The organism is Pseudomonas sp. R37(2017) (genome assembly GCF_002113375.1).
Lineage (GTDB): Bacteria > Pseudomonadota > Gammaproteobacteria > Pseudomonadales > Pseudomonadaceae > Aquipseudomonas.
Window position 1 is genome coordinate 24,478 of sequence record NZ_NEHO01000016.1, and the last position, 18,577, is coordinate 43,054.

Here is an 18,577-nt window from a genome sequence, read left to right on the forward strand (position 1 = left end):
GGCTATTTTTTGATCAGGTGTTTTTGCGTAGCCTGAAGGCCGCGTTGTCAACCTTTTTGTTCGGGATGAAAGTGTGTGGAATCGCTGTGGGAAAGCCTGTGGATAAGTCTGTGATTAAACTCTGGAAAGACTCGGCTGAGGGCCGTGGTTGCTGGCTTGGCGCCATCGTTGGTTTGACCCGTCAGTCATGAAAATGACCAAGGGCTACACAGCGGGCGGTTGAGGGTCAAGCGAAAAAGTTTCAAAACCCTGCGTAAAGCCTTGTGGATAGCGGCCTGCAGCTTGTTCACTTGCCCCCAGAGACTGTGGACCGGCCTGTGGATAACGTGCGTGCACATGGCTGCAGGCCGCGCTGGCCGAGGGGTTGCCGTATTTGAGCGTTTTTTGAGCAGTTCGAACGGTGGTTGCCGCTGTGAACAAGGCCGGGCATGCTGCCTGCTGATTTTCTATTCCAATGGCTGGCGATCAGCCGAAGCAAGGAGAACACGATGTCCAACACCCTGTTTATTACCGGCGCGACCTCCGGTTTTGGTGAAGCCTGTGCCCGGCGTTTTGCCGAGGCTGGCTGGAAACTGGTGCTGACAGGCCGTCGTGAAGAGCGCCTCAATGCGCTATGCGCCGAGTTGTCCAGGCAGACCGAAGTCCATGGCCTGGTGCTCGATGTGCGTGATCGCAAGGCCATGGAGGAGGCGATTGCCAATCTGCCGCCATCTTTTGCCAGGCTGCGCGGGTTGATCAACAACGCCGGACTGGCCCTGGGGGTTGATCCGGCACCCAAGTGCAACCTGGACGATTGGGACACCATGGTCGATACCAACGTCAAAGGCCTGATGTACAGCACCCGTCTGCTGTTGCCGCGCCTGATCGCCCACGGTCGCGGTGCCGGCATCGTCAACCTGGGCTCCATCGCCGGCAACTACCCGTACCCGGGCAGCCACGTGTATGGCGCGACCAAGGCGTTCGTCAAACAGTTCTCCCTGAACCTGCGCTGCGATCTGCAGGGCACGGGCGTACGGGTCAGCAACATCGAGCCGGGCCTGTGCGAGAGCGAGTTCTCGCTGGTGCGTTTTGCCGGTGACCAGGAGCGCTACAACGCCACTTACGCTGGCGCCGAGCCGATTCAGCCGCAAGACATCGCCGAGACTATTTTCTGGGTGCTCAATGCCCCGGCGCACATCAACATCAACAGTCTGGAGTTGATGCCGGTGAGCCAGACCTGGGCCGGGTTTGCTATCGAGCGTAAGTCTTAATTGTGGTGAGGGGGCTTGCCCCCGTTGGGCTGCGAAGCAGCCCTGAAACCATAACTCTCATTTTCTCAGATGTACCTCATCCACCGGTTTGCGACTGCTCCGCAGCCGAACGGGGGCAAGCCCCCTCGCCACAAGAGCGGTCCAAACCGGACATCAGCTAGACTCCTCCCTCAAACAACCCGCCACACCCGGCGGTCCAGAGGTATTAGAGGAGATCCAGTGAGTAATCGAGGCGAGCAGTCGCTGCTCAAACAATCGACCTTCCTGATGCTCGCCGTGACATTCGCCGGGATCATCACCGGTTTTGTTTCGGGCGCCCAATCCATCCTGTTCGATGGCTTCTTTTCGTTGATCGCGGCCTTCATCAAGGTGCTGATGCTGATCACCGCCCGGCTGATCGCCAAGGAAAGCAATCAACGCTTCCAGTTCGGCTCCTGGCACCTGGAACCCATGGTGCTGGTGATCGAAGGTAGCTTCATTTTCCTGGTCGCCATTTATGCCTTTCTCAACGGTGTGTTCGGAATCATCAGCGGTGGCCGCGAGGTCGAACTCGGGCTGGTGATCTTCTACGCGGCGTTCTTCACGGTCGTTGAGCTCATTTATTTTTTCTACGTCCGTCATCGCAATCGCACACTCAACTCATCGCTGATCCAGTTCGACAACATCAGTTGGCTGGTGGACGCGATGCTGTCGGCGGGACTGTTGGTGAGCTTCCTGATCGCGCTGCTGCTCAAGACCCAGGGGTACGACAGGTGGGCGGTGTATGTCGACCCGATGATTCTGATTATGTTGGCCCTGGGCATGCTCCCTCCGGCCTTCAAAATCCTCGGCCCGGCCTTGCGCGATGTGTTGGGGATCGTCCCGGATCAGCTGGACGACAAGGTGCGTCAAGTGATGGAGGTGGCGAAGGTCGAGCATGGTTTCGACGACTACATTTCCTACGTGCAGAAACACGGCAGGGCCTGTTTCATCGAGATTCACATCGTATTGCCGAAGGACTACTGGCTCGATGGCGTGGGGCAACTGGACAGCTTGCGCGAAGAAATTTCCACCAGGCTTGGCAAACCCGACGCCGCGCGATGGCTGACCATCAGCTTTACCGGGGACCGTAAGTGGATTGAGTGAGGCGGTGCGATGACCTGTGGCGAGGGGGCTTGCCCCCGTTGGACTGCGTAGCAGTCCCATTTTTGGGGCCGCTTCGCAGCCCAACGGGGGCAAGCCCCCTCGCCACAAAGTCAGCCGAGATACTGCGCCAACCCGCGATAACAGGTTGCCAGGTGATAGGGCGTGGTCGACGGCATGTCGCTGCGGCTGACTTCACCGCGCTCGTCTCGGCATTCGAACCAGCCGCCGGTATGCAGCGAGCGCTGCTGCAATGCTTGCAATTGACGCAGCACGATGGCCTCGCTATGGGGGCGCAGCGTCAACGCGCGCAAGTATTCGGCCTGGGCCCAGATACGCTGCGTGGCGTCCCGGACGCCGCCTTCCGGACCGAAGTCGAGCATCGCCCGCACGGCCCACGTCTGTTGATCGACACCCGTTTGCTCGGTAAAGGCGAAGGCCCGCTCCAGATCGGCATGCAGCGTCGATTGGCGCAACAGCGGCGAGGATTCCAGCAGGAAATACCATTCGAACTGGTGCCCCGGTTCAAACCAGTTATCCACAGACCCCAGTGGCTTTTCCATCAATACGCCGTGCTGCGGATCGATAAACCGCGCGTGCATGGCTGTGCATAACTCGACAAGCGCATGTTGCACGTCGAGGTCCTCACGCACCGACAGCGTGGCGAGGAACGCTTCGGCCAGGTGCATCAGCGGGTTTTGCAAAGGGCCACTGTCCAGCGATGCCCAGTCGCGGTCGAGCGTGGCTTCGTACAGACCGTCGTCCGAGGCGAAGCGCTGTGCGATCACTTCCAGCGAGGCGTTGAGCACCGACTCGACCAATGGCTCGCGGACCTTGTCCCAGTAATGAGCGCAGGCGAACAGGATGAAGGCGTGTGTATACAGGTCCTTGCGCTGATCCAGCGGCGCCCCCTGTGCATCGACGCTGTAGAACCAGCCACCGTGCTCGGCATCGTGGAAGTGCCGTTGCAACGAGCGGAACAAGGCGGCGGCACGCTCTTCGGCGCCCGGCACCTGACCGATCAGGTTGGCAAACAGATACAACTGTCGCGCACAGGCCATGGCCCGGTAGCGTTGCGGCGGCAGCGGCTGGTGTTCGGCATTCAGCGCCTCGTAGGGCAACGCCATGTCGGCATTCCAGCCCGGACCTTGCCACAGCGGCACGATGACGTTCAGGAAGTGCTGTTGCACCGAGGCGAACAGGGCGGTCAATTCAAGCTGAGGGGCGGAGCGAGAAACAGGCGGCATTGGCTGGCGTCGTCACGGCAGGGGCGATTGCGCGACATGTTAGCAGAGAGGCTGACTTGAGAGAGGTTGTGTCTGTCAGGCCGCCTTCGCGAGCAGGGCTCGCGAAGAGGCCGTTGAAGGCACTAGAGATTCAACCCGCCAGCAACCACACCCCAGTCGCCGCCGACGCCGCGCCCGCCAGTCGCACCAACGGTGCCGCCGCCCGTGGCAATACCCGCACCAGTGCATATCCCGCCGCGTGCAACACCGCGGTCGCTGCGACAAAACCTGCGGCGTAGGTCCAGGGACTCGACATGTCCGGCAACTCCAGGCCATGGGCCACGCCATGGAACAGCGCAAACAACGCCGTTGCCCCCATCGCCATCACCAACGGTGGACGCACTGCCAACGCCACTGCCAGGCCCAACGCCAGCACCGATGCGGCAATACCGTTTTCCAGTGCCGGCAGGTTCAGCCCTTCAAAACCCAGCAATCCGCCGATCAGCAGGGTGCCGACGAAGGTGCATGGCAGCGCCCAGCGTGCGGTGCCTTGTTGTTGCGCTGCCCACAGGCCGACCGCGAGCATCGCCAGCAAGTGGTCCAGACCGCCAAGGGGATGGCTGAGGCCAGCGATCAGGCCGTTGTCGCCGTGTCCCGGGTGGGCGAAGGCGAGGGCGGGGGTCAGCAGCAGGGCCAGGGCGCCGAGAATGCGTTTGAGTGTCATGGATTGGCTTCCTTGTTGAAGTCGTGATCAGGCTGCGCTCAGCAAGCCCTGGCGTTCGATGAAGGCGATGATCTGTTCCAGACCCTGGCCGGTTTTCTGATTGCTGAACACGAACGGCTTGCCGTTGCGCATGCGCGTGGTGTCACTGTCCATCAGCGTCAGCGACGCCCCTACCAGTGGCGCGAGGTCGATCTTGTTGATCACCAACAGATCGGATTTGCAGATCCCCGGCCCACCCTTGCGCGGCAGCTTGTCGCCGGCGGAAACGTCGATCACGTAGATCGTCAGGTCGGACAGTTCCGGGCTGAAAGTGGCGGAGAGATTGTCGCCACCGGACTCCACCAGAATCAGGTCAAGGCCCGGAAAACGGCGGTTGAGTTGGTCCACGGCTTCGAGGTTGATCGAGGCGTCTTCGCGGATGGCCGTGTGCGGGCAGCCGCCGGTTTCCACACCAATGATGCGTTCCGGCGCCAGGGCTTCGTTGCGCACCAGAAAGTCGGCGTCTTCGCGGGTATAGATGTCGTTGGTCACCACGGCCAGGTTGTAGCGCTCGCGCAGGGCCAGGCACAGGGCCAGGGTCAGGGCGGTTTTGCCTGAACCGACCGGGCCGCCGATGCCGACGCGCAGGGGTTGTGTGTTCATGTGATTCTCCAAAACAAGGGGCCCTAGGAACGGAACAGACGGCTGTATTGGCGCTCGTGGGCCATACACGCCAGGGACAGCCCAATAGCGGCGCTGCCGTAATGGTCGGGATCGATTTGAGTGGCGTGTTGTTGAGCTTGTTGAAGCAGCGGCAGCAACTCGCTGGTCAGGCGCTGGGCGGCTTGCTGACCCAATGGCAAGGTTTTCATCAGCACCGCCAACTGGTTTTCCAGCCAGCTCCACAGCCACGCGGCCAGGGCGTCCTGCGGGCTGATCCGCCAGGCGCGTGCGGCCAGCGCCCACACCAGGGCCAGGTGGGGCTCGGTGCGTCGTTCAAGAAATGCGCGAGCCGCATCGTCGAGTTCCGGCAAGCCGTTGAGCAATTGCTGCAAGGAGTAGCCCATCTGCCGGCTCTCTTGATGCAATTCGCGGGTTTCGCGACTGGCGCGGTGTTCCTCGCAGCGTTGCAGCAATTGGTCCCAGTCGTCCTCGCTGGCGGCCAGGCAATGAGCGAGCAGCAAGGGGGCTTCGAAGCGTGCCAGATTCAGCAGCAATTGATCGCCGATCCAGCGCCGGGCGCTCTCGGGATCGTTTACGCGGCCGTTATCCACAGCCAATTCCAGTCCTTGGGAGTAGCTGTAGCCGCCAATCGGCAGTTGCGGGCTGGCCAGGCGCAACAGTGCCCAGGCCGGGTTCATGGGCGCACGCCGAACTGGTGCAGTTTCGGCGCGTAATTGAAGTCTTCATCGCCATGGCGCGAATGATGATGGCCGCCGCCGTAGGCGCCATGTTCCGGCTGGAACGGAGCTTCGATGTGCTCGGCATGGGCGCCGAGTTGTTCGAGCATGGCCTTGAGCACGTAGTCGTCGAGCAGGCGTAACCAGCCGTTGCCGACTTGCAGGGCGACATGGCGGTTGCCCAGGTGATAGGCCGCGCGGGTCAGTTCGAAGGCATTGGCACAGGTGACGTGCAGTAATTGTTCGGGGCGGGCGCAGACACGCACGATGCGCCCGTCTTCGGCTTGCAGGTATTCGCCGTCAAACAACGGTGGCTGGCCGCGTTCCAGGAACAACCCGACGTCTTCGCCCTCGGCACTGAAACAGCGCAAACGGCTTTTGCTGCGGGCTTCGAACGTCAGGTGCAGTTCGGCGGCCCAGACGGGTTGAGGGTCGATTCTGCGATGAATCACCAGCATCGGAAGGCTTCCAGCTATGGACAATGCTCAGGCTAGAGCAAGGGGCTTGCCAATCGGAGGAAGGCGTAGGAAATGGCCGAAGGATACGTAGGGCGGGTATCGAAGGAGTGAGTTTTCTGGTTGAAGTTGGTGCGTGGTTTTCGATGTGCGCACCAGGTTGAGGCGATACACATCATTGTGGGAGCGGGCTTGCTCGCGAATGAGGCGCCACGGTCTCTCAGGCACACCGCGTTATCGTTCTTCGCGAGCAAGCCCGCTCCCACAGGTTTATTCGGTACTTCCAAGCCCTTGCCAATGCTTGAGGCCGATAAAGATGAACCGCAGCTGCTGGGTGATTTTCGCCTGGGGCGTCAGGTGTTCGGGCAAGGCCTCGGCTGGCGGATCGATGATGTCTGGCAGGGTGGCGAACACGCTTTTGACGATCAGGTCCGCCATCACGCTCAGATCGGCTACGTGCAGATGTTGCAGTTTCGGCATCAGTGACAAATCCGCCGCCAGGTCCGAACTGATGTCTTCGCGCAAACGGCCGATGGCCTGGCGCACCGGCAGCGAACCGCCGTATTGCTCGCGGGCGAGAAACAGGAACTGCGAACGGTTGGCGCTGACCACGTCGAGAAAGATCCGCACCGAGGCATCGATGATGCCGCCCATCACGAATTCGTTGTGCCGTACCAGGCGAATGGTTTCGCGGAATGTCTGGCCGACTTCGCTGACCAGCGCCAGGCCCAGTTCATCCATATCGGCAAAATGACGATAGAAACCGGTCGGGACGATGCCCGCGGTTTTCGCGACTTCACGCAGGCTCAGGCTGCCGAATCCTCGGCCGCCGTCCATCAGGCGCCGGGCAGCGTCCATCAGAGCGTTACGGGTCTGTTGTTTCTGTTCGGCGCGGGGCAGCATCGCAAGGGTGTTTTCTGGAGGGGGACGCGGCGCACTCTAGCAAATCGGCTTTGCTGGCGTCGAACGACTGTAGGGGGGAACAAGCGGGGAGGTGTGGCATCTATCGAGCGGACTGCTGAAAAGTCAAAAGCCCAATCCGGGGATTGGGCTTTTTTTCAGGCCGGCCATGAGGCTTAGCTCAGGTCGCTGTTGCGTTCGATCACACGGTCACCACCGCCTTCAGCGAGGGTTTGACCTTGTGGAGTGCGGTCCGAACCGTCGGCAGCCAGGGTCTGGCCTTGTGGAGTGCGATCGGAACCGTCGGCAGCCAGGGTCTGGCCTTGTGGGGTGCGATCGGAACCGTCGGCAGCCAGGGTCTGGCCTTGTGGGGTGCGATCGGAACCGTCAGCGGCCAGGGTCTGGCCTTGTGGGGTGCGATCGGAACCATCGGCAGCCAGGGTTTGACCTTGTGGGGTGCGGTCCGAGCCATCCTGAGTGATCAGGCCTTTTTCTTTCAGGCGATCATTGCCACCTTCGGCAAGGGTCTGGCCTTGTGGAGTGCGGTCCGAGCCGTCGGCGGCGACGGTTTGGCTGAACCCCGAGCGGCTGTCTTTCACTTGTGGCGTAGCTTGATCAGCGGCAGGCAGCGCAAAAGCAGTGCTGGCCAGCATCGAGAGGGTAAGGCTGAACAGGAGTTGGCGTTTCATGATTGTTTTGCTCCGTGGCGGTGCGAAAAAGTGGGTACGAGGGCAATGCTACTCTCGATAAGTCGATATAAAAGTTCATAAACGCAATGGTAATAATCAACGGAATTGATTGTTTGCCGGGGAGGCTCTAAGTCGGGCGTTTCCGGCAAGTTGTCCTGCACAGGTTTGGGTATTTTCGACTCACTGCCGACGTGTAAAAGTGCGGGGTCGGTAACGCTGAATGACTGCTTGGTCAGTATTGGACTGGCTGATATCGGCCTATCGATTAAACCTGCCGGGTTTTTATCAGTCGTAGACTTCATGGCTGGCCGTTTGCGGCTCACCGTTTCACCTGTGCGTCGCAGTCGGGGCGCTCAGTCGTATCAGGAGCCCTGTGCAATGACGCGCATTCAAAAAACGTTTGTCTGGACCCTTTCCACCTTTCTTGCCTTGCTGACGGTGATGGTGCTGATCATCGTGTTCTTCGACTGGAACCGGATCAAACCGCCGCTCAACGCCAAAGTCTCAGAAGAACTGCACCGTGCTTTCGCCATCAACGGCAATCTGTCGGTGGTCTGGCGGCCCGAGCCCGATGAAGGTGGCTGGCGCGCCTGGGTGCCGTGGCCCCATGTGGTGGCCGAGGATCTCAGCCTGGGCAATCCGGACTGGTCAAAGCAACCGCAGATGGTCACCCTCAAGCGTGTCGAACTGCGTATTTCACCCTTGGCGTTGCTGGCGCAGCGAGTGGTCATCCCGCGTATCGATCTCACCGAGCCGAATGCCGAGCTGCAACGCCTGGCTGACGGGCGCGCCAACTGGACCTTCAAATTCGATCCAAAGGATCCGAACGCCGAGCCTTCCGGCTGGGTGGTGGAAATCGGTGCGATCGGCTTCGACAAGGGGCATGTCACCCTCGACGATCAAAGCTTGAAGACTCAACTCGACGTGCTGATCGATCCCTTGGGCAAACCGGTTCCGTTCAGCGATATCGTCGGCGACAAAGCGGCGAAAGCCGCGCAGGAAAAGGGTTCCTCACTCCAGGACTATGCGTTCGCCCTCAAGGTCGACGGCCAGTACCGCGGTCAGAAACTCGCGGGCCAGGGCAAGATTGGCGGATTGTTGGCGTTGCAGGACGCGTCACGGCCGTTTCCGCTTCAGGCACAGGTGAAAATCGCCGATTCCAGCGTCGAACTGGCGGGCACCCTGACCGATCCGCTGAATCTCGGCGCCCTGGACCTGCGCCTGAAGTTGGCCGGGACCAGCCTGGGCAACCTTTACCCGCTGACTGGAGTGATCCTGCCGGATACCTCCCCCTATGCCACCGACGGCCACCTTATCGCCAAACTGCATGAAACCGGTGGCGCGGTGTTCCGCTATGAAGCATTCAACGGCAAGATCGGCGAGAGCGATATCCACGGAAATCTGACTTACGTGGCCAGCCAGCCACGGCCAAAACTCAGCGGCTCATTGTTGTCCGATCAATTGCTGTTCGCTGACCTGGCGCCGCTGATCGGTGCCGACTCCAACGCCAAACAGAAAGCCCGTGGCGGTGACAGCAAACAACCGGCCGATAAAGTGCTGCCGGTCGAAGAGTTCAAGACCGATCGCTGGCGCGATATGGACGCCGATGTCGAGTTCACCGGCAAGCGCATCGTGCACAGCGAAAAGCTGCCGTTCAACGACCTCTACACCCATCTGACGCTCACCGATGGCGTGCTCAGCCTCGAACCGCTGCGCTTCAGCGTGGCCGGCGGCAAGCTGGATGCGCAGATTCGCCTGAACGGTCATACCGATCCCCTGGAAGGCAAGGCCAGGCTTACGGCGCGGGGCTTCAAGCTCAAGCAGCTGTTCCCCGGCTTTGAACCGATGAAAACCAGTTTTGGCGAACTCAACGGCGATGCCGATATCAGCGGGCGCGGCAATTCGGTGGCCAAGTTGCTGGGCAGCGCCAATGGCAATCTGAAAATGCTCATCAACGATGGCGCCATCAGCCGTGAATTGATGGAGCTGGCGGGCCTGAACGTCGGCAACTATGTGGTCGGCAAGATCTTTGGCGACAAGGAAGTGAAGATCAACTGCGCGGCTGCCGACTTCGGCATCCAGTCTGGTCTGGCCAGTACTCGTCTGTTTGTGTTCGACACCGAGAACGCCGTCGTCTACATCGACGGCACTGCGAACATGGCGACCGAGCAACTGGACCTGACCATTACTCCGGAGTCCAAGGGTTGGCGTCTGATCTCATTGCGCTCGCCGCTTTATGTGCGTGGCAAGTTCATCAAGCCCGATGCCGGGGTCAAGGCCGTGCCGTTGATGTTGCGCGGGGCCGGTATGGTGGCGCTGGGCGTGATCGCCGCACCGGCGGCAGGACTGTTGGCGTTAGTGGCACCGAGTGGTGGCGAGCTGAATCAATGCGCGCCGTTGCTGGAGCAGATGAAGGTGGGGACGGTGCCGAAGACGGTAAAAGGAGCTAACTAGTGGTCTGTGTGGCTGATTCATTTACTATTTAATATGTTTGTGCGGCGTGGGCTAACTAATCGTGCATGCTGCCAGTGTTCGTTTTGGTAGTTTATATGGCGTGTTATTAGTGTTGTTGTAGTGGCGCTGTTGGAAGGTGGTCGTTCAGGTTTGCGAATCTTTTCTATGCGGCGGTAATTGGTTTGGCGGTTGGTAATAAATGGTCATTTTCCAGTTGTAGATGTTAATGAAGGGTTTGGGTAGTTTGTAGTCGTCAGCCAAATGGCTGATCCCTGATTTGATAGCTAATCTATAATATGGAAGTTGATATGACTATTTTAATGCCGAGTATTGAAGAGAGTAAGTTGTTTTTTGAACATGCACAGGGGATGCCTCTTGTCCAGGCAGCCCATGCTCGCCGTCGATTCATGGCGGGAACAGAAGGTGTCGGTCAGCAGGATCTGCTGATGGGTAACGAAACACCTTCTGTGATCGGGTTTTCCGATAACCTTGACAAAGAAAAGAAGCAGGCAGCTGCGGATAGTATTCATTTTGCCGAGCGTTACGCCAATGCCAACTCAGATATCAAGGCGACGCCCCTCGAATGGCACGCAAAATACAGTGAGGCCATGCGGCATTGTGGTTGGACAATGACAAATAACAAATACGAAGATCATGTCAATAAACAAGTCAATGTCACAATGGACTCCATTGTCATGGATATTATTACAGCAGTTGCCGGCAGGAATGCGCCATCCATGTTGAAGATGATGCAAGGCGTTTTTGAAAAAATCCAGTCGGAAGAGTCGTTGGTGACCTTGTTTGATAACAATAGCAAAAAAGGAAAAAATGCAGATTTTCGGATTGTACCCTGCCTGCAATCGGCAGAGGGCACCGCGATAACTGCGTATCTGGCTGTCGATTGTGAGCTTGATACGCAGGAAGGTGGCGCCTGGTTCTGGAAGTGGAAAATGTCCAACCTGAAAATGAAAAAAGTGGCGACCATGGTTGAACTCAACATGCGTGTACACGAACGCAATCGCGATTTAATAGATAAGGCACTTAATGTGAGCTCTGAAGAATTCTTCAGTGGTGTTAAACTTTAACAAGGCTGCCGGGTCGGGTTGCTCAGAGAGTAACCCGCTTTGACTGTTGAGTTGCGAGGGGATTGAAATGATCAAGGATGATACTTGTCTGGTGGCGGGTAATTTGCTTCTTGTCGCCGATGGTTTTTCGCAACAGCTGCGCGAAGATATGATCAACTCTTTGCTGTTCTCTCAGTTGTATGCAAGCGCGAAAGTCGAAAAACTGAAGGATGCTGATCGCTGGTATAAAGAATGCGCCACTGCGATGGAGAACGTTAAATGGCAGCGTGCTGTCTATAGAAGCAAGAGTTTTGAACCAGAAGATAACGCCGAATTTGTAGTGAGGGACGCTGTTGTAAGTCAGGTGCTTTCTCTTTTTGGTGTGGATCAGGCCGAGATGTTCGAGCGATTAATCAACTGCATCGGGCAATCTTTGGTTGAGGGAGTAAATGGTTTGGTAGTGCGTGAGAATGCCGTAACCACTCTGGAATTTCCTGGCTACGACTATTCGACCATTGTCCTGCAGATGGGAGTTTTAGGGGCAGGCCCTGCTCTTTATTCGGTGTTTGTCTGTTTCGATGCTTTCAATGAGGTTGAAATCGATTTTTTGAATCAGCGCTTTTCCGGCAAGTATATCGTGGGCAATGTCAGTCTCGACTTTGCGAAGCAACTGCTGGATCACAAGGGTTTTGAAAGAAGCCGAATGCGAGAGAAAATAATCGACATACTTCCTGACTCAAGGGACGAACTGGTTCTTGAACTGTGTTTAGAAGACATTGATTGATCGAATTGGAACTGTACGACGGCTCAAAAGATGTGGGCTTTACCTTTGTAGTCAAAACTCAAGGCGCGGATTCAGCGCATGCCATGCCCCGAAATCCGTGCCTCCTCCTCTAGCCACGCAAAAAACGCCCGAACCGGCGGATGACGCTCGCGCCCCGGCACGCACAGGGCGCTGTAGCCGGCGCCATCGACCTGGACTTCTCCCCGGTACGGCAACAACAGGCCACTGGCCACGCTTTCCGACACCAGGATATTGCTTGCCAACACCAGGCCTTGCCCGGCAATCGCCGCTTGCAGGGCGTAATGCTCTTCGTCGTATTCGCGCACGGCGGGCCGCCCGTTCAGCCAGGTTTCGCCGGATCGCGCGCACCAGGCCTCCCAGCCGTGGGCATAGAGCCTGGAGTTGTGCCAGCGCACGCTGATCAGCGTGGGCGTGCGACTCGACGCCAAAGCCACTTGTTCGGGGGAACCGTAGACGCCGAAGGACTCATCGAACAGGCACTGGCCGTACAGATTGGGGTAATCGTCGAGGCTGTAGCGCAGCACCAGATCGACGCTGGCGTCCTGATGCAGATCGATGACTTCGCAGTGGGTATCGAGGCGCACGTTGATGTTCGGGTGTCGGGCGTAGAAACGTCCCAGCCGTGGCACCAGCCACAACGCGGCGAAGGCCGCGGTAGTGGAGACCGTCAGGTTGGCGCTGCTGCGTTGCGGGCGCAGGGTCTCGACACTTTGCGACACTTCCAGGAAAGCTCCGTGCAGGCTCTGGAACAGCCGTTCACCGCATTCGGTCAGGCGCACCTGGCGTGGCAGGCGCTCGAACAAGGGCACGCCGAGCCAGCTCTCAAGGGAACGGATCTGGTGGGACACAGCCGTCGGTGTGACCGACAGTTCTTCGGCGGCGGCCTTGAAACTCAGCAGTCGTGAGGCGGACTCAAAGGCACGCAGGGCGGTCAACGGCAACGAGGCGAACATTGAAGACTCCACAGATGAAATGGATTCATCCAGACTGATTTTTGCTCATTTGAAGGGACGCACCTGCGAGCTTCAAGCTGCAAGTCACAAGCCGTTTGAGTTTAGTCCCGAGGAGATTCAGATGAGTAAAATTCTTGCCGTTCACGCCAGCCCCCGTGGTGATCGCTCGCACTCGCGCCGTTTGGCCGAAGTGTTTCTGACGGCCTGGCAGGTCTGTCATCCGCAAGCGCAGTTGACCCGACGGGAAGTCGGGCGGGCGTTGATACCGCCGGTCAACGAGGCTTTCGTGGCCGCTGCGTTTTATCCCGAGCCCGATGCTCGACCACTGTCGATGCAGGCTGATCTGGCCCTCAGCGACGAGCTGGTCGGTGAACTGCTCGACCACGATGTGTTGCTGATTTCCACGCCGATGCACAACTTCAGCGTACCGAGCGGCCTCAAGGCCTGGATCGATCAGATCGTGCGGGTCGGGGTGACCTTCGATCACACCCTGGACAATGGCGTGGCCCAGTACCAGCCCTTGGTGCAAGGCAAAAAGGCCTTGATCATCACCAGCCGTGGCGGCTTCGGTTTTGGTCCGGGAGGTGAGCTGGAAGCCATGAACCATGCCGACAAGCTGCTGCGCACGGTGCTCGGGTTCATTGGCATCACGGACGTCACTGTGGTGGCCGCCGAGGGCGAAGAGTCCGCCGAGCGCACTTTCGAAGTATCCTCCGCCGAGGCCGAGCAGCGCTTGCTGGCGCTGGCCAGGGAGTTCTAGATGGCCTGGCTGTTTTTGCTGGTCGCCGCCGGGTTCGAAGTCACCTTCGCCATGGGCATGAAGTACGCCGAGGGCTTCACCCGGTTCTGGCCTTCGTTGATCACGGTGGTGGCCGCTGTGGGCGGGATCTACTTCCTGACCCTGGCCATGCGTGAGTTGCCGGTGAGCATCGCCTACCCGATCTGGACCGCCATCGGTTCGCTGGGCACGGTGTTTCTCGGTTTCGCGCTGCTGGGTGAAAGCCTGAGCGTGGTCAAACTGCTCTCGGTCGGGCTGATCGTGGCGGGTGTGGCGGGGTTGAAGTAGGGCGGATGACATAGACTTGTCGACGAGTTGTCATCTTCGCAGGTGTAGCTTGGCGGACGTCTTGCCTCCCGCCTTGCGTCACCGCCCGACCACAAGGATGTCCGCCCATGTCGCAAGGTTCTGCCCCGCGTTACCCGCTGGTGTTGGTCCCGGGAATGCTCGGGTTCATCCGCCTGGTGCTTTACCCGTACTGGTACGGGATCGTCGAGGCGCTGCGCCACGGCGGTGCGGTGGTGTTCGCCGTGCAAGTTTCGCCGATTAACTCGAACGAAGTGCGCGGCGAGCAACTGCTGGCACGTATCGACGAGATCCTGCGGGAAACCGGGGCCGAGAAGGTCAATCTGATCGGCCATAGCCAAGGCTCGCTGACCGCCCGTTATGCGGCGGCCAAGCGTCCGGACCTGATCGCCTCGGTCACTTCGGTAGCGGGACCGAATCACGGCTCTGAACTCGCCGATTACCTGCATGAGCATTATCCCCATGACAGCGTACGTGGACGTCTGCTGTGCTTTTTGCTGCGGATGGTCGGCGCGTTGATGGGGTGGCTGGATACCGGTTACCGGGGGCCGAAGCTGCCAGTGGATATCCATGCGTCACACCATTCCCTGACCACCGCTGGCGTGGCGCTGTTCAACCGGCGTTATCCACAGGGCTTGCCTGATACCTGGGGCGGTCACGGGCCGGAAGAGGTCAATGGAGTGCGCTATTACTCCTGGTCCGGCACGTTGCAGCCGGGCATTACCGATCGCGGGCGCAATCTGCTGGACGGCACCAACCGTACTTGCAGGTTATTCGCCAAAACCTTCGTCCGCGAAACCGGGCATTGCGACGGTATGGTCGGGCGCTACAGCTCGCACCTGGGGACGGTGATTGGTGATGAGTATCCGCTGGATCACTTCGATATCGTCAACCAGTCGCTGGGGCTGGTGGGCAAGGGGGCCGAGCCGATCCGCCTGTTTGTCGAGCATGCGGCGCGGCTGAACGCGGCAGGGCTTTAGACCGCGTTATCCTTCATCGCGGGCAAGCCCACATTAGGCAGAGTTCGCCCGGGCTACACCGATTACTGTAGGAGCGAGCATGCTCGCGATGGCATCAGATCAGGCAACCCGGACCTTACGATCCAACACCGTGGTCCAGCGCTCCGAAACAATCACCCCGCCCAGGGTCAATACCCCGCCCACCAGGTGATACATCGCCAGTTGTTCGTGCAGCACCACCGCCGCGATCAATGCGGTAATCAGCGGCAGCAAATTGAAAAATTGCGTGGTCCGGCTCGGCCCCAGGCGCACCACGGCCTGCATCCACGCCAGCGGCGCAACCATCGATGCCAGCAGGCAGGCGTACAGCACCAACGGAATGTTCTGCAGGGTCGGGCCGACTTTCGCTGAAGCGAAGAACAGCGGGAACAGCACCACCACGGCCACCAGCACCTGCAAATACAGGAGCACCAGCGGCGGCAGCTTCAACTGCCATTTTTTCAACAGGGTGCTGTAGACCGCGTAGGCCAGGGTGGCGATCAACATCATCGCGTCGCCCAGGTTGACCCCATGTTCGAGCAATACGCCAAGGCTGCCGGACGACACCACCACCAGGACACCGATAAACGACAGCGCGGCACCGGCCAGGGCACCCATGGTCAGGCGCTGGCCGAGGCTGATGATTGCCATGGCGAGCGACATCAGAGGCATCAGTGACAGGATGATGCCCATGTTGGTGGCCGAGGTCAGGCTCGCGGCGAAGTACGCCAGGCTTTGATAGACCGCCATGCCGAGAACACCGAGGACAAAGATTTTGCCCAGGTTCGGGCGGATCAGCGGCCAATGGGCGAGCACCGGTTTGAGCATGAAGGGTGTGAACAGCAAGCCGGCCAACAGCCAGCGGTAGAAACCGATCTCGGCGGGGAAGATCGCCCCGGCCGACATTTTGGTGATCACGGTGTTGCCGGCCCAGATAAAAATGGCCAGCAGGGGATAAGCGTATTGCATCGGGAAAAACCAGAACGTTAATGAAGGGCAATTATCCGCTGTCTGGATACAAGCCTATACTTCAATCCAGACAACCGGCCCCTGATGACGGACAGCATGAGCAGTAAACACATCGACCTGCTGGATTTCAGCGAATTGCCGTCGGCGGTGTACTTCCGCTATGCCGATTTCGATGCCCACGAATACGCCGCACCCCACCGGCATCCCTGGGGGACGCTGGAATACGCAGCCCATGGCGTGCTGCACATGGACGTCGAGGGCAGCCGTTTCATGTCGCCCCCGCAATACGCGGTGTGGGTACCGCCGCAGATCGAGCACAGTTTCTACAGTCACCAACCGGTCAACTACCGTGCGGTGTGCCTGGCACCCAAGGTCTGTGCCGATCTGCCGCCGCGAGCCTGCACCCTGGCCATCAGCGACATTCTCAAGGCAATCCTCAAGGACTTCGCCACCCGGGACGTGAAAATCCCCGAGCAGTCCGCCGACCAGCGCCTGGCACAGGTATTGGTGGACCAGTTGCAACGGGCGCCAGTGCATGAGTGTTATTTGCCCTACGCCAGCAGCCCTGGATTGCTGGGGATTCTGGAAGCGTTGCAGGGGGAGCCGGGGGATAACCGGCCGCTCTCGGAATGGGCTGCAAGCATCCACGTCAGCGAGCGCACCCTGGCGCGACAGTTCGTGCGGGAGTTGGGCATGAGTTTCGGTGAGTGGCGCCAGCGCCTGCGTTTTCTGGCAGCGATCGAAGCACTGGACAGCCGGCGCAGCATTCAAGAGATCGCCTTCGACATGGGCTACAGCACCGGCTCGGCGTTCATCGCCATGTTCCAGCGTCAGGCCGGGTGTACGCCGGAGCAGTACCGGCGCAGCCATCTGGAGAACAGGAAGGTGTAACAGGGCTTGTCTACACTCCAATACGAGGCCGCGCCCCTCGGTGCGGCGACCAGGAGAAAACTCCATGAAGCATTTGCGTGTCCCTTTGTTGATGATCGGTTTGCTGCTCTGTTCCCAAGGCTTCGCCGCCACAGCCCAACAGGAAAAGATGACTACCTGCAATGCCGACGCCACGGCCAAGAGCCTCAAGGGCGACGAGCGTAAAGCCTTTATGAGCACGTGCCTGAAGGCTGCTCCGGCGACAAACGATGCCGGCAAGGCCTTGACCCCACAGCAAGAGAAAATGAAAACCTGCAACGCCGACGCCACCACCAAGGCCCTCAAGGGTGACGAGCGCAAGGCGTTCATGAGTGATTGCCTGAAGAAGTGATCATTGGCCCAGCAACGTTGGCGTTAGCGAGGGCGCTTTCGCGAGCAGGCTCGCTCCCACATTCGATTCGGTCCACTGTGGGAGCGAGCCTGCTCGCGAAGAGGGCAGCAAGTTCGCAGAAGAACCTGAATTGCCCCCCGACCAAGGTCGCCCCACACAATCCTAGTGCTCGCACCGGATCGCTGGCAGACTGCCAATCCTTTTTACGCCGTTCGTTTTTGAGGCTGTATGCCAACGTTTTCTCAGCGTCAAGTTTTGCTGGTCATCAGCTGGGTCATCATTTTTGGCGGGCTGCTGCTGGTCCTGCCGCTCCGGTTGCTGCCCAGCCTGCTCGCCGGGTTGCTGGTGTTCGAACTGGTCAACATGCTCACCCCGCAACTGCAACGACTGATCGAAGGCCGACGTGCGCGCTGGCTGGCGGTGGCGTTGCTGGGGACGCTGATTGTCAGCGTACTGTCGCTGATCTTTGCCGGCGCCATCAGCTTCTTGCTGCACGAAGCGGAAAACCCCGGCGCTTCCCTCGACAAGTTCATGGGTGTGGTCGACCGCGCACGGGGGCAACTGCCGCCGTTCATCGACGCCTATCTGCCGGCCAGTGCCGCCGAGTTTCGCGTGGCGATTGGCGAATGGGTCAGCAAGCACCTCAGCGATTTGCAACTGGTCGGCAAGGACGCCGCGCACATGTTCGTGACGTTGCTGATCGGTATGGTGCTGGGCGCGATCATCGCCTTGCAGCGCATACCGGACCTGACCAAGCGCAAGCCATTGGCCGCCGCTTTGTTCGATCGCCTGCACCTGTTGGTCCAGGCGTTTCGCAACATCGTGTTCGCCCAGATCAAGATTTCCCTGCTCAACACCGTCTTCACCGGGGTTTTCCTGGCCGTGGTGCTGCCGATGTTCGGCATCAAGCTGCCACTGACCAAGACCCTGATCGTGTTGACGTTCCTGCTCGGCCTGTTGCCGGTGATCGGTAACCTGATGTCGAACACCCTGATCACCATTGTCGGCCTGTCGCTTTCCATCTGGGTGGCCGTGGCGGCGCTGGGTTACCTGATCGTTATCCACAAGCTCGAATACTTCCTCAATGCACGCATCGTCGGCGGGCAGATCAGTGCCAAGTCGTGGGAGTTGCTGCTGGCGATGCTGGTGTTCGAGGCCGCGTTCGGCCTGCCGGGGGTGGTGGCGGGGCCGATTTACTACGCGTATCTGAAGAGTGAGTTGAAGCAGGTGGGGATGGTCTGACG

The 18,577-nt window shown here is 59.3% G+C and carries 20 protein-coding genes; 11 read left to right on the forward strand and 9 right to left on the reverse strand.

The features are described from left to right. The first annotated feature begins 488 nt into the window (after positions 1–488). Both CAG47_RS21885 and CAG47_RS21890 read left to right on the forward strand, forming a co-directional pair. Entirely contained in the window at positions 489–1,250 is a 762-nt protein-coding gene (locus CAG47_RS21885) for an SDR family oxidoreductase (RefSeq protein WP_085727310.1), read from the forward strand. A 219-nt stretch (positions 1,251–1,469) separates the two neighbouring features. Next, the gene (locus CAG47_RS21890) at positions 1,470–2,375 is read left to right on the forward strand and encodes a cation diffusion facilitator family transporter (protein ID WP_085727312.1); all 906 of its coding nucleotides are present in this window, start codon (positions 1,470–1,472) and stop codon (positions 2,373–2,375) included. A 110-nt stretch (positions 2,376–2,485) separates the two neighbouring features. On the opposite strand, the gene CAG47_RS21895 is transcribed toward CAG47_RS21890, so the two are convergent. From CAG47_RS21895 to CAG47_RS21925, 7 genes are all read right to left on the reverse strand, one after another. Beyond that, positions 2,486–3,619, reverse strand: coding sequence for an AGE family epimerase/isomerase (locus tag CAG47_RS21895; RefSeq protein ID WP_085727314.1), 1,134 nt, complete (start codon positions 3,617–3,619; stop codon positions 2,486–2,488). 130 nt (positions 3,620–3,749) lie between these two features. Then, positions 3,750–4,322 (reverse strand): HupE/UreJ family protein, encoded by a 573-nt coding sequence (locus tag CAG47_RS21900; RefSeq protein ID WP_085727316.1) that lies wholly within the window; start codon positions 4,320–4,322, stop codon positions 3,750–3,752. Positions 4,323–4,349: 27 nt separating this feature from the next. Next, a complete protein-coding gene (gene ureG / locus CAG47_RS21905) occupies positions 4,350–4,964 on the reverse strand; it encodes an urease accessory protein UreG (protein ID WP_085727317.1) in 615 nt (204 codons plus the stop codon). Between the two features lie 23 nt (positions 4,965–4,987). Then, positions 4,988–5,662 carry an urease accessory protein UreF gene (locus CAG47_RS21910; RefSeq protein ID WP_085727319.1) on the reverse strand — a complete coding sequence of 225 codons (675 nt, stop codon included), beginning with the start codon at positions 5,660–5,662 and terminating at the stop codon, positions 4,988–4,990. Then, complete coding sequence (gene ureE, locus CAG47_RS21915) at positions 5,659–6,159, reverse strand: urease accessory protein UreE (RefSeq protein WP_085727321.1); 501 nt, start codon at positions 6,157–6,159, stop codon at positions 5,659–5,661. Before ureE ends, CAG47_RS21910 begins: the two co-directional genes overlap by 4 nt. A gap of 267 nt (positions 6,160–6,426) precedes the next feature. After that, on the reverse strand, positions 6,427–7,059 hold the full coding sequence (locus CAG47_RS21920) for a TetR family transcriptional regulator (RefSeq protein WP_085727323.1): 633 nt from the start codon (positions 7,057–7,059) through the stop codon (positions 6,427–6,429). 173 nt (positions 7,060–7,232) lie between these two features. Beyond that, positions 7,233–7,745 (reverse strand): hypothetical protein, encoded by a 513-nt coding sequence (locus CAG47_RS21925; protein WP_085727325.1) that lies wholly within the window; start codon positions 7,743–7,745, stop codon positions 7,233–7,235. A 378-nt stretch (positions 7,746–8,123) separates the two neighbouring features. Between CAG47_RS21925 and CAG47_RS21930 the strand changes: the two genes are divergently transcribed. The 3 genes from CAG47_RS21930 (at position 8,124) to CAG47_RS21940 (ending at position 12,047) form a co-directional block, all read left to right on the forward strand. Then, complete coding sequence (locus CAG47_RS21930) at positions 8,124–10,199, forward strand: AsmA family protein (RefSeq protein ID WP_085727327.1); 2,076 nt, start codon at positions 8,124–8,126, stop codon at positions 10,197–10,199. Between the two features lie 308 nt (positions 10,200–10,507). Beyond that, positions 10,508–11,284, forward strand: coding sequence for a hypothetical protein (locus CAG47_RS21935; RefSeq protein ID WP_085727329.1), 777 nt, complete (start codon positions 10,508–10,510; stop codon positions 11,282–11,284). A 67-nt stretch (positions 11,285–11,351) separates the two neighbouring features. Further along, positions 11,352–12,047, forward strand: coding sequence for a hypothetical protein (locus CAG47_RS21940; RefSeq protein WP_085727331.1), 696 nt, complete (start codon positions 11,352–11,354; stop codon positions 12,045–12,047). A gap of 71 nt (positions 12,048–12,118) precedes the next feature. Here the strand turns inward: CAG47_RS21940 and CAG47_RS21945 are convergent, their stop codons facing one another. Beyond that, positions 12,119–13,033: a LysR substrate-binding domain-containing protein gene (locus CAG47_RS21945; RefSeq protein WP_177409057.1), complete on the reverse strand. Its 915-nt coding sequence runs from the start codon at positions 13,031–13,033 to the stop codon at positions 12,119–12,121. A gap of 109 nt (positions 13,034–13,142) precedes the next feature. Between CAG47_RS21945 and CAG47_RS21950 the strand changes: the two genes are divergently transcribed. The 3 genes from CAG47_RS21950 to CAG47_RS21960 all read left to right on the forward strand — a co-directional run bounded on the left by CAG47_RS21950 (position 13,143) and on the right by CAG47_RS21960 (position 15,085). Beyond that, on the forward strand, positions 13,143–13,781 hold the full coding sequence (locus CAG47_RS21950) for an FMN-dependent NADH-azoreductase (RefSeq protein WP_085727335.1): 639 nt from the start codon (positions 13,143–13,145) through the stop codon (positions 13,779–13,781). Then, positions 13,782–14,087 (forward strand): multidrug efflux SMR transporter, encoded by a 306-nt coding sequence (locus CAG47_RS21955; RefSeq protein WP_085727337.1) that lies wholly within the window; start codon positions 13,782–13,784, stop codon positions 14,085–14,087. Between the two features lie 107 nt (positions 14,088–14,194). Further along, a complete protein-coding gene (locus CAG47_RS21960; RefSeq protein ID WP_085727339.1) occupies positions 14,195–15,085 on the forward strand; it encodes a triacylglycerol lipase in 891 nt (296 codons plus the stop codon). 99 nt (positions 15,086–15,184) lie between these two features. On the opposite strand, the gene CAG47_RS21965 is transcribed toward CAG47_RS21960, so the two are convergent. Next, positions 15,185–16,072 carry a DMT family transporter gene (locus CAG47_RS21965; RefSeq protein WP_085727341.1) on the reverse strand — a complete coding sequence of 296 codons (888 nt, stop codon included), beginning with the start codon at positions 16,070–16,072 and terminating at the stop codon, positions 15,185–15,187. Between the two features lie 96 nt (positions 16,073–16,168). Here CAG47_RS21965 and CAG47_RS21970 point away from each other — a divergent pair, with 96 nt between their 5' ends. From CAG47_RS21970 to CAG47_RS21980, 3 genes are all read left to right on the forward strand, one after another. Continuing rightward, positions 16,169–16,963, forward strand: coding sequence for a helix-turn-helix transcriptional regulator (locus tag CAG47_RS21970; RefSeq protein WP_085727343.1), 795 nt, complete (start codon positions 16,169–16,171; stop codon positions 16,961–16,963). Between the two features lie 64 nt (positions 16,964–17,027). Next, a complete protein-coding gene (locus tag CAG47_RS21975) occupies positions 17,028–17,333 on the forward strand; it encodes a PsiF family protein (protein ID WP_085727345.1) in 306 nt (101 codons plus the stop codon). A gap of 228 nt (positions 17,334–17,561) precedes the next feature. After that, a complete protein-coding gene (locus tag CAG47_RS21980; protein WP_085727347.1) occupies positions 17,562–18,575 on the forward strand; it encodes an AI-2E family transporter in 1,014 nt (337 codons plus the stop codon). Positions 18,576–18,577 lie beyond the last annotated feature (2 nt).

Coding starts and splice junctions, on each gene's coding strand:
- CAG47_RS21930 (WP_085727327.1), top strand. CDS start 8,124: ATGACGCGCATTCAAAAAACGTTTGTCTGGACCCTTTCCACCTTTCTT.
- CAG47_RS21910 (WP_085727319.1), bottom strand. CDS start 5,662: ATGAACCCGGCCTGGGCACTGTTGCGCCTGGCCAGCCCGCAACTGCCG.
- CAG47_RS21975 (WP_085727345.1), top strand. CDS start 17,028: ATGAAGCATTTGCGTGTCCCTTTGTTGATGATCGGTTTGCTGCTCTGT.
- CAG47_RS21980 (WP_085727347.1), top strand. CDS start 17,562: ATGCCAACGTTTTCTCAGCGTCAAGTTTTGCTGGTCATCAGCTGGGTC.
- CAG47_RS21950 (WP_085727335.1), top strand. CDS start 13,143: ATGAGTAAAATTCTTGCCGTTCACGCCAGCCCCCGTGGTGATCGCTCG.
- CAG47_RS21925 (WP_085727325.1), bottom strand. CDS start 7,745: ATGAAACGCCAACTCCTGTTCAGCCTTACCCTCTCGATGCTGGCCAGC.
- CAG47_RS21895 (WP_085727314.1), bottom strand. CDS start 3,619: ATGCCGCCTGTTTCTCGCTCCGCCCCTCAGCTTGAATTGACCGCCCTG.
- ureE (WP_085727321.1), bottom strand. CDS start 6,159: ATGCTGGTGATTCATCGCAGAATCGACCCTCAACCCGTCTGGGCCGCC.
- CAG47_RS21935 (WP_085727329.1), top strand. CDS start 10,508: ATGACTATTTTAATGCCGAGTATTGAAGAGAGTAAGTTGTTTTTTGAA.
- CAG47_RS21970 (WP_085727343.1), top strand. CDS start 16,169: ATGAGCAGTAAACACATCGACCTGCTGGATTTCAGCGAATTGCCGTCG.
- CAG47_RS21885 (WP_085727310.1), top strand. CDS start 489: ATGTCCAACACCCTGTTTATTACCGGCGCGACCTCCGGTTTTGGTGAA.
- CAG47_RS21900 (WP_085727316.1), bottom strand. CDS start 4,322: ATGACACTCAAACGCATTCTCGGCGCCCTGGCCCTGCTGCTGACCCCC.
- ureG (WP_085727317.1), bottom strand. CDS start 4,964: ATGAACACACAACCCCTGCGCGTCGGCATCGGCGGCCCGGTCGGTTCA.
- CAG47_RS21960 (WP_085727339.1), top strand. CDS start 14,195: ATGTCGCAAGGTTCTGCCCCGCGTTACCCGCTGGTGTTGGTCCCGGGA.
- CAG47_RS21920 (WP_085727323.1), bottom strand. CDS start 7,059: ATGCTGCCCCGCGCCGAACAGAAACAACAGACCCGTAACGCTCTGATG.
- CAG47_RS21955 (WP_085727337.1), top strand. CDS start 13,782: ATGGCCTGGCTGTTTTTGCTGGTCGCCGCCGGGTTCGAAGTCACCTTC.
- CAG47_RS21940 (WP_085727331.1), top strand. CDS start 11,352: ATGATCAAGGATGATACTTGTCTGGTGGCGGGTAATTTGCTTCTTGTC.
- CAG47_RS21965 (WP_085727341.1), bottom strand. CDS start 16,072: ATGCAATACGCTTATCCCCTGCTGGCCATTTTTATCTGGGCCGGCAAC.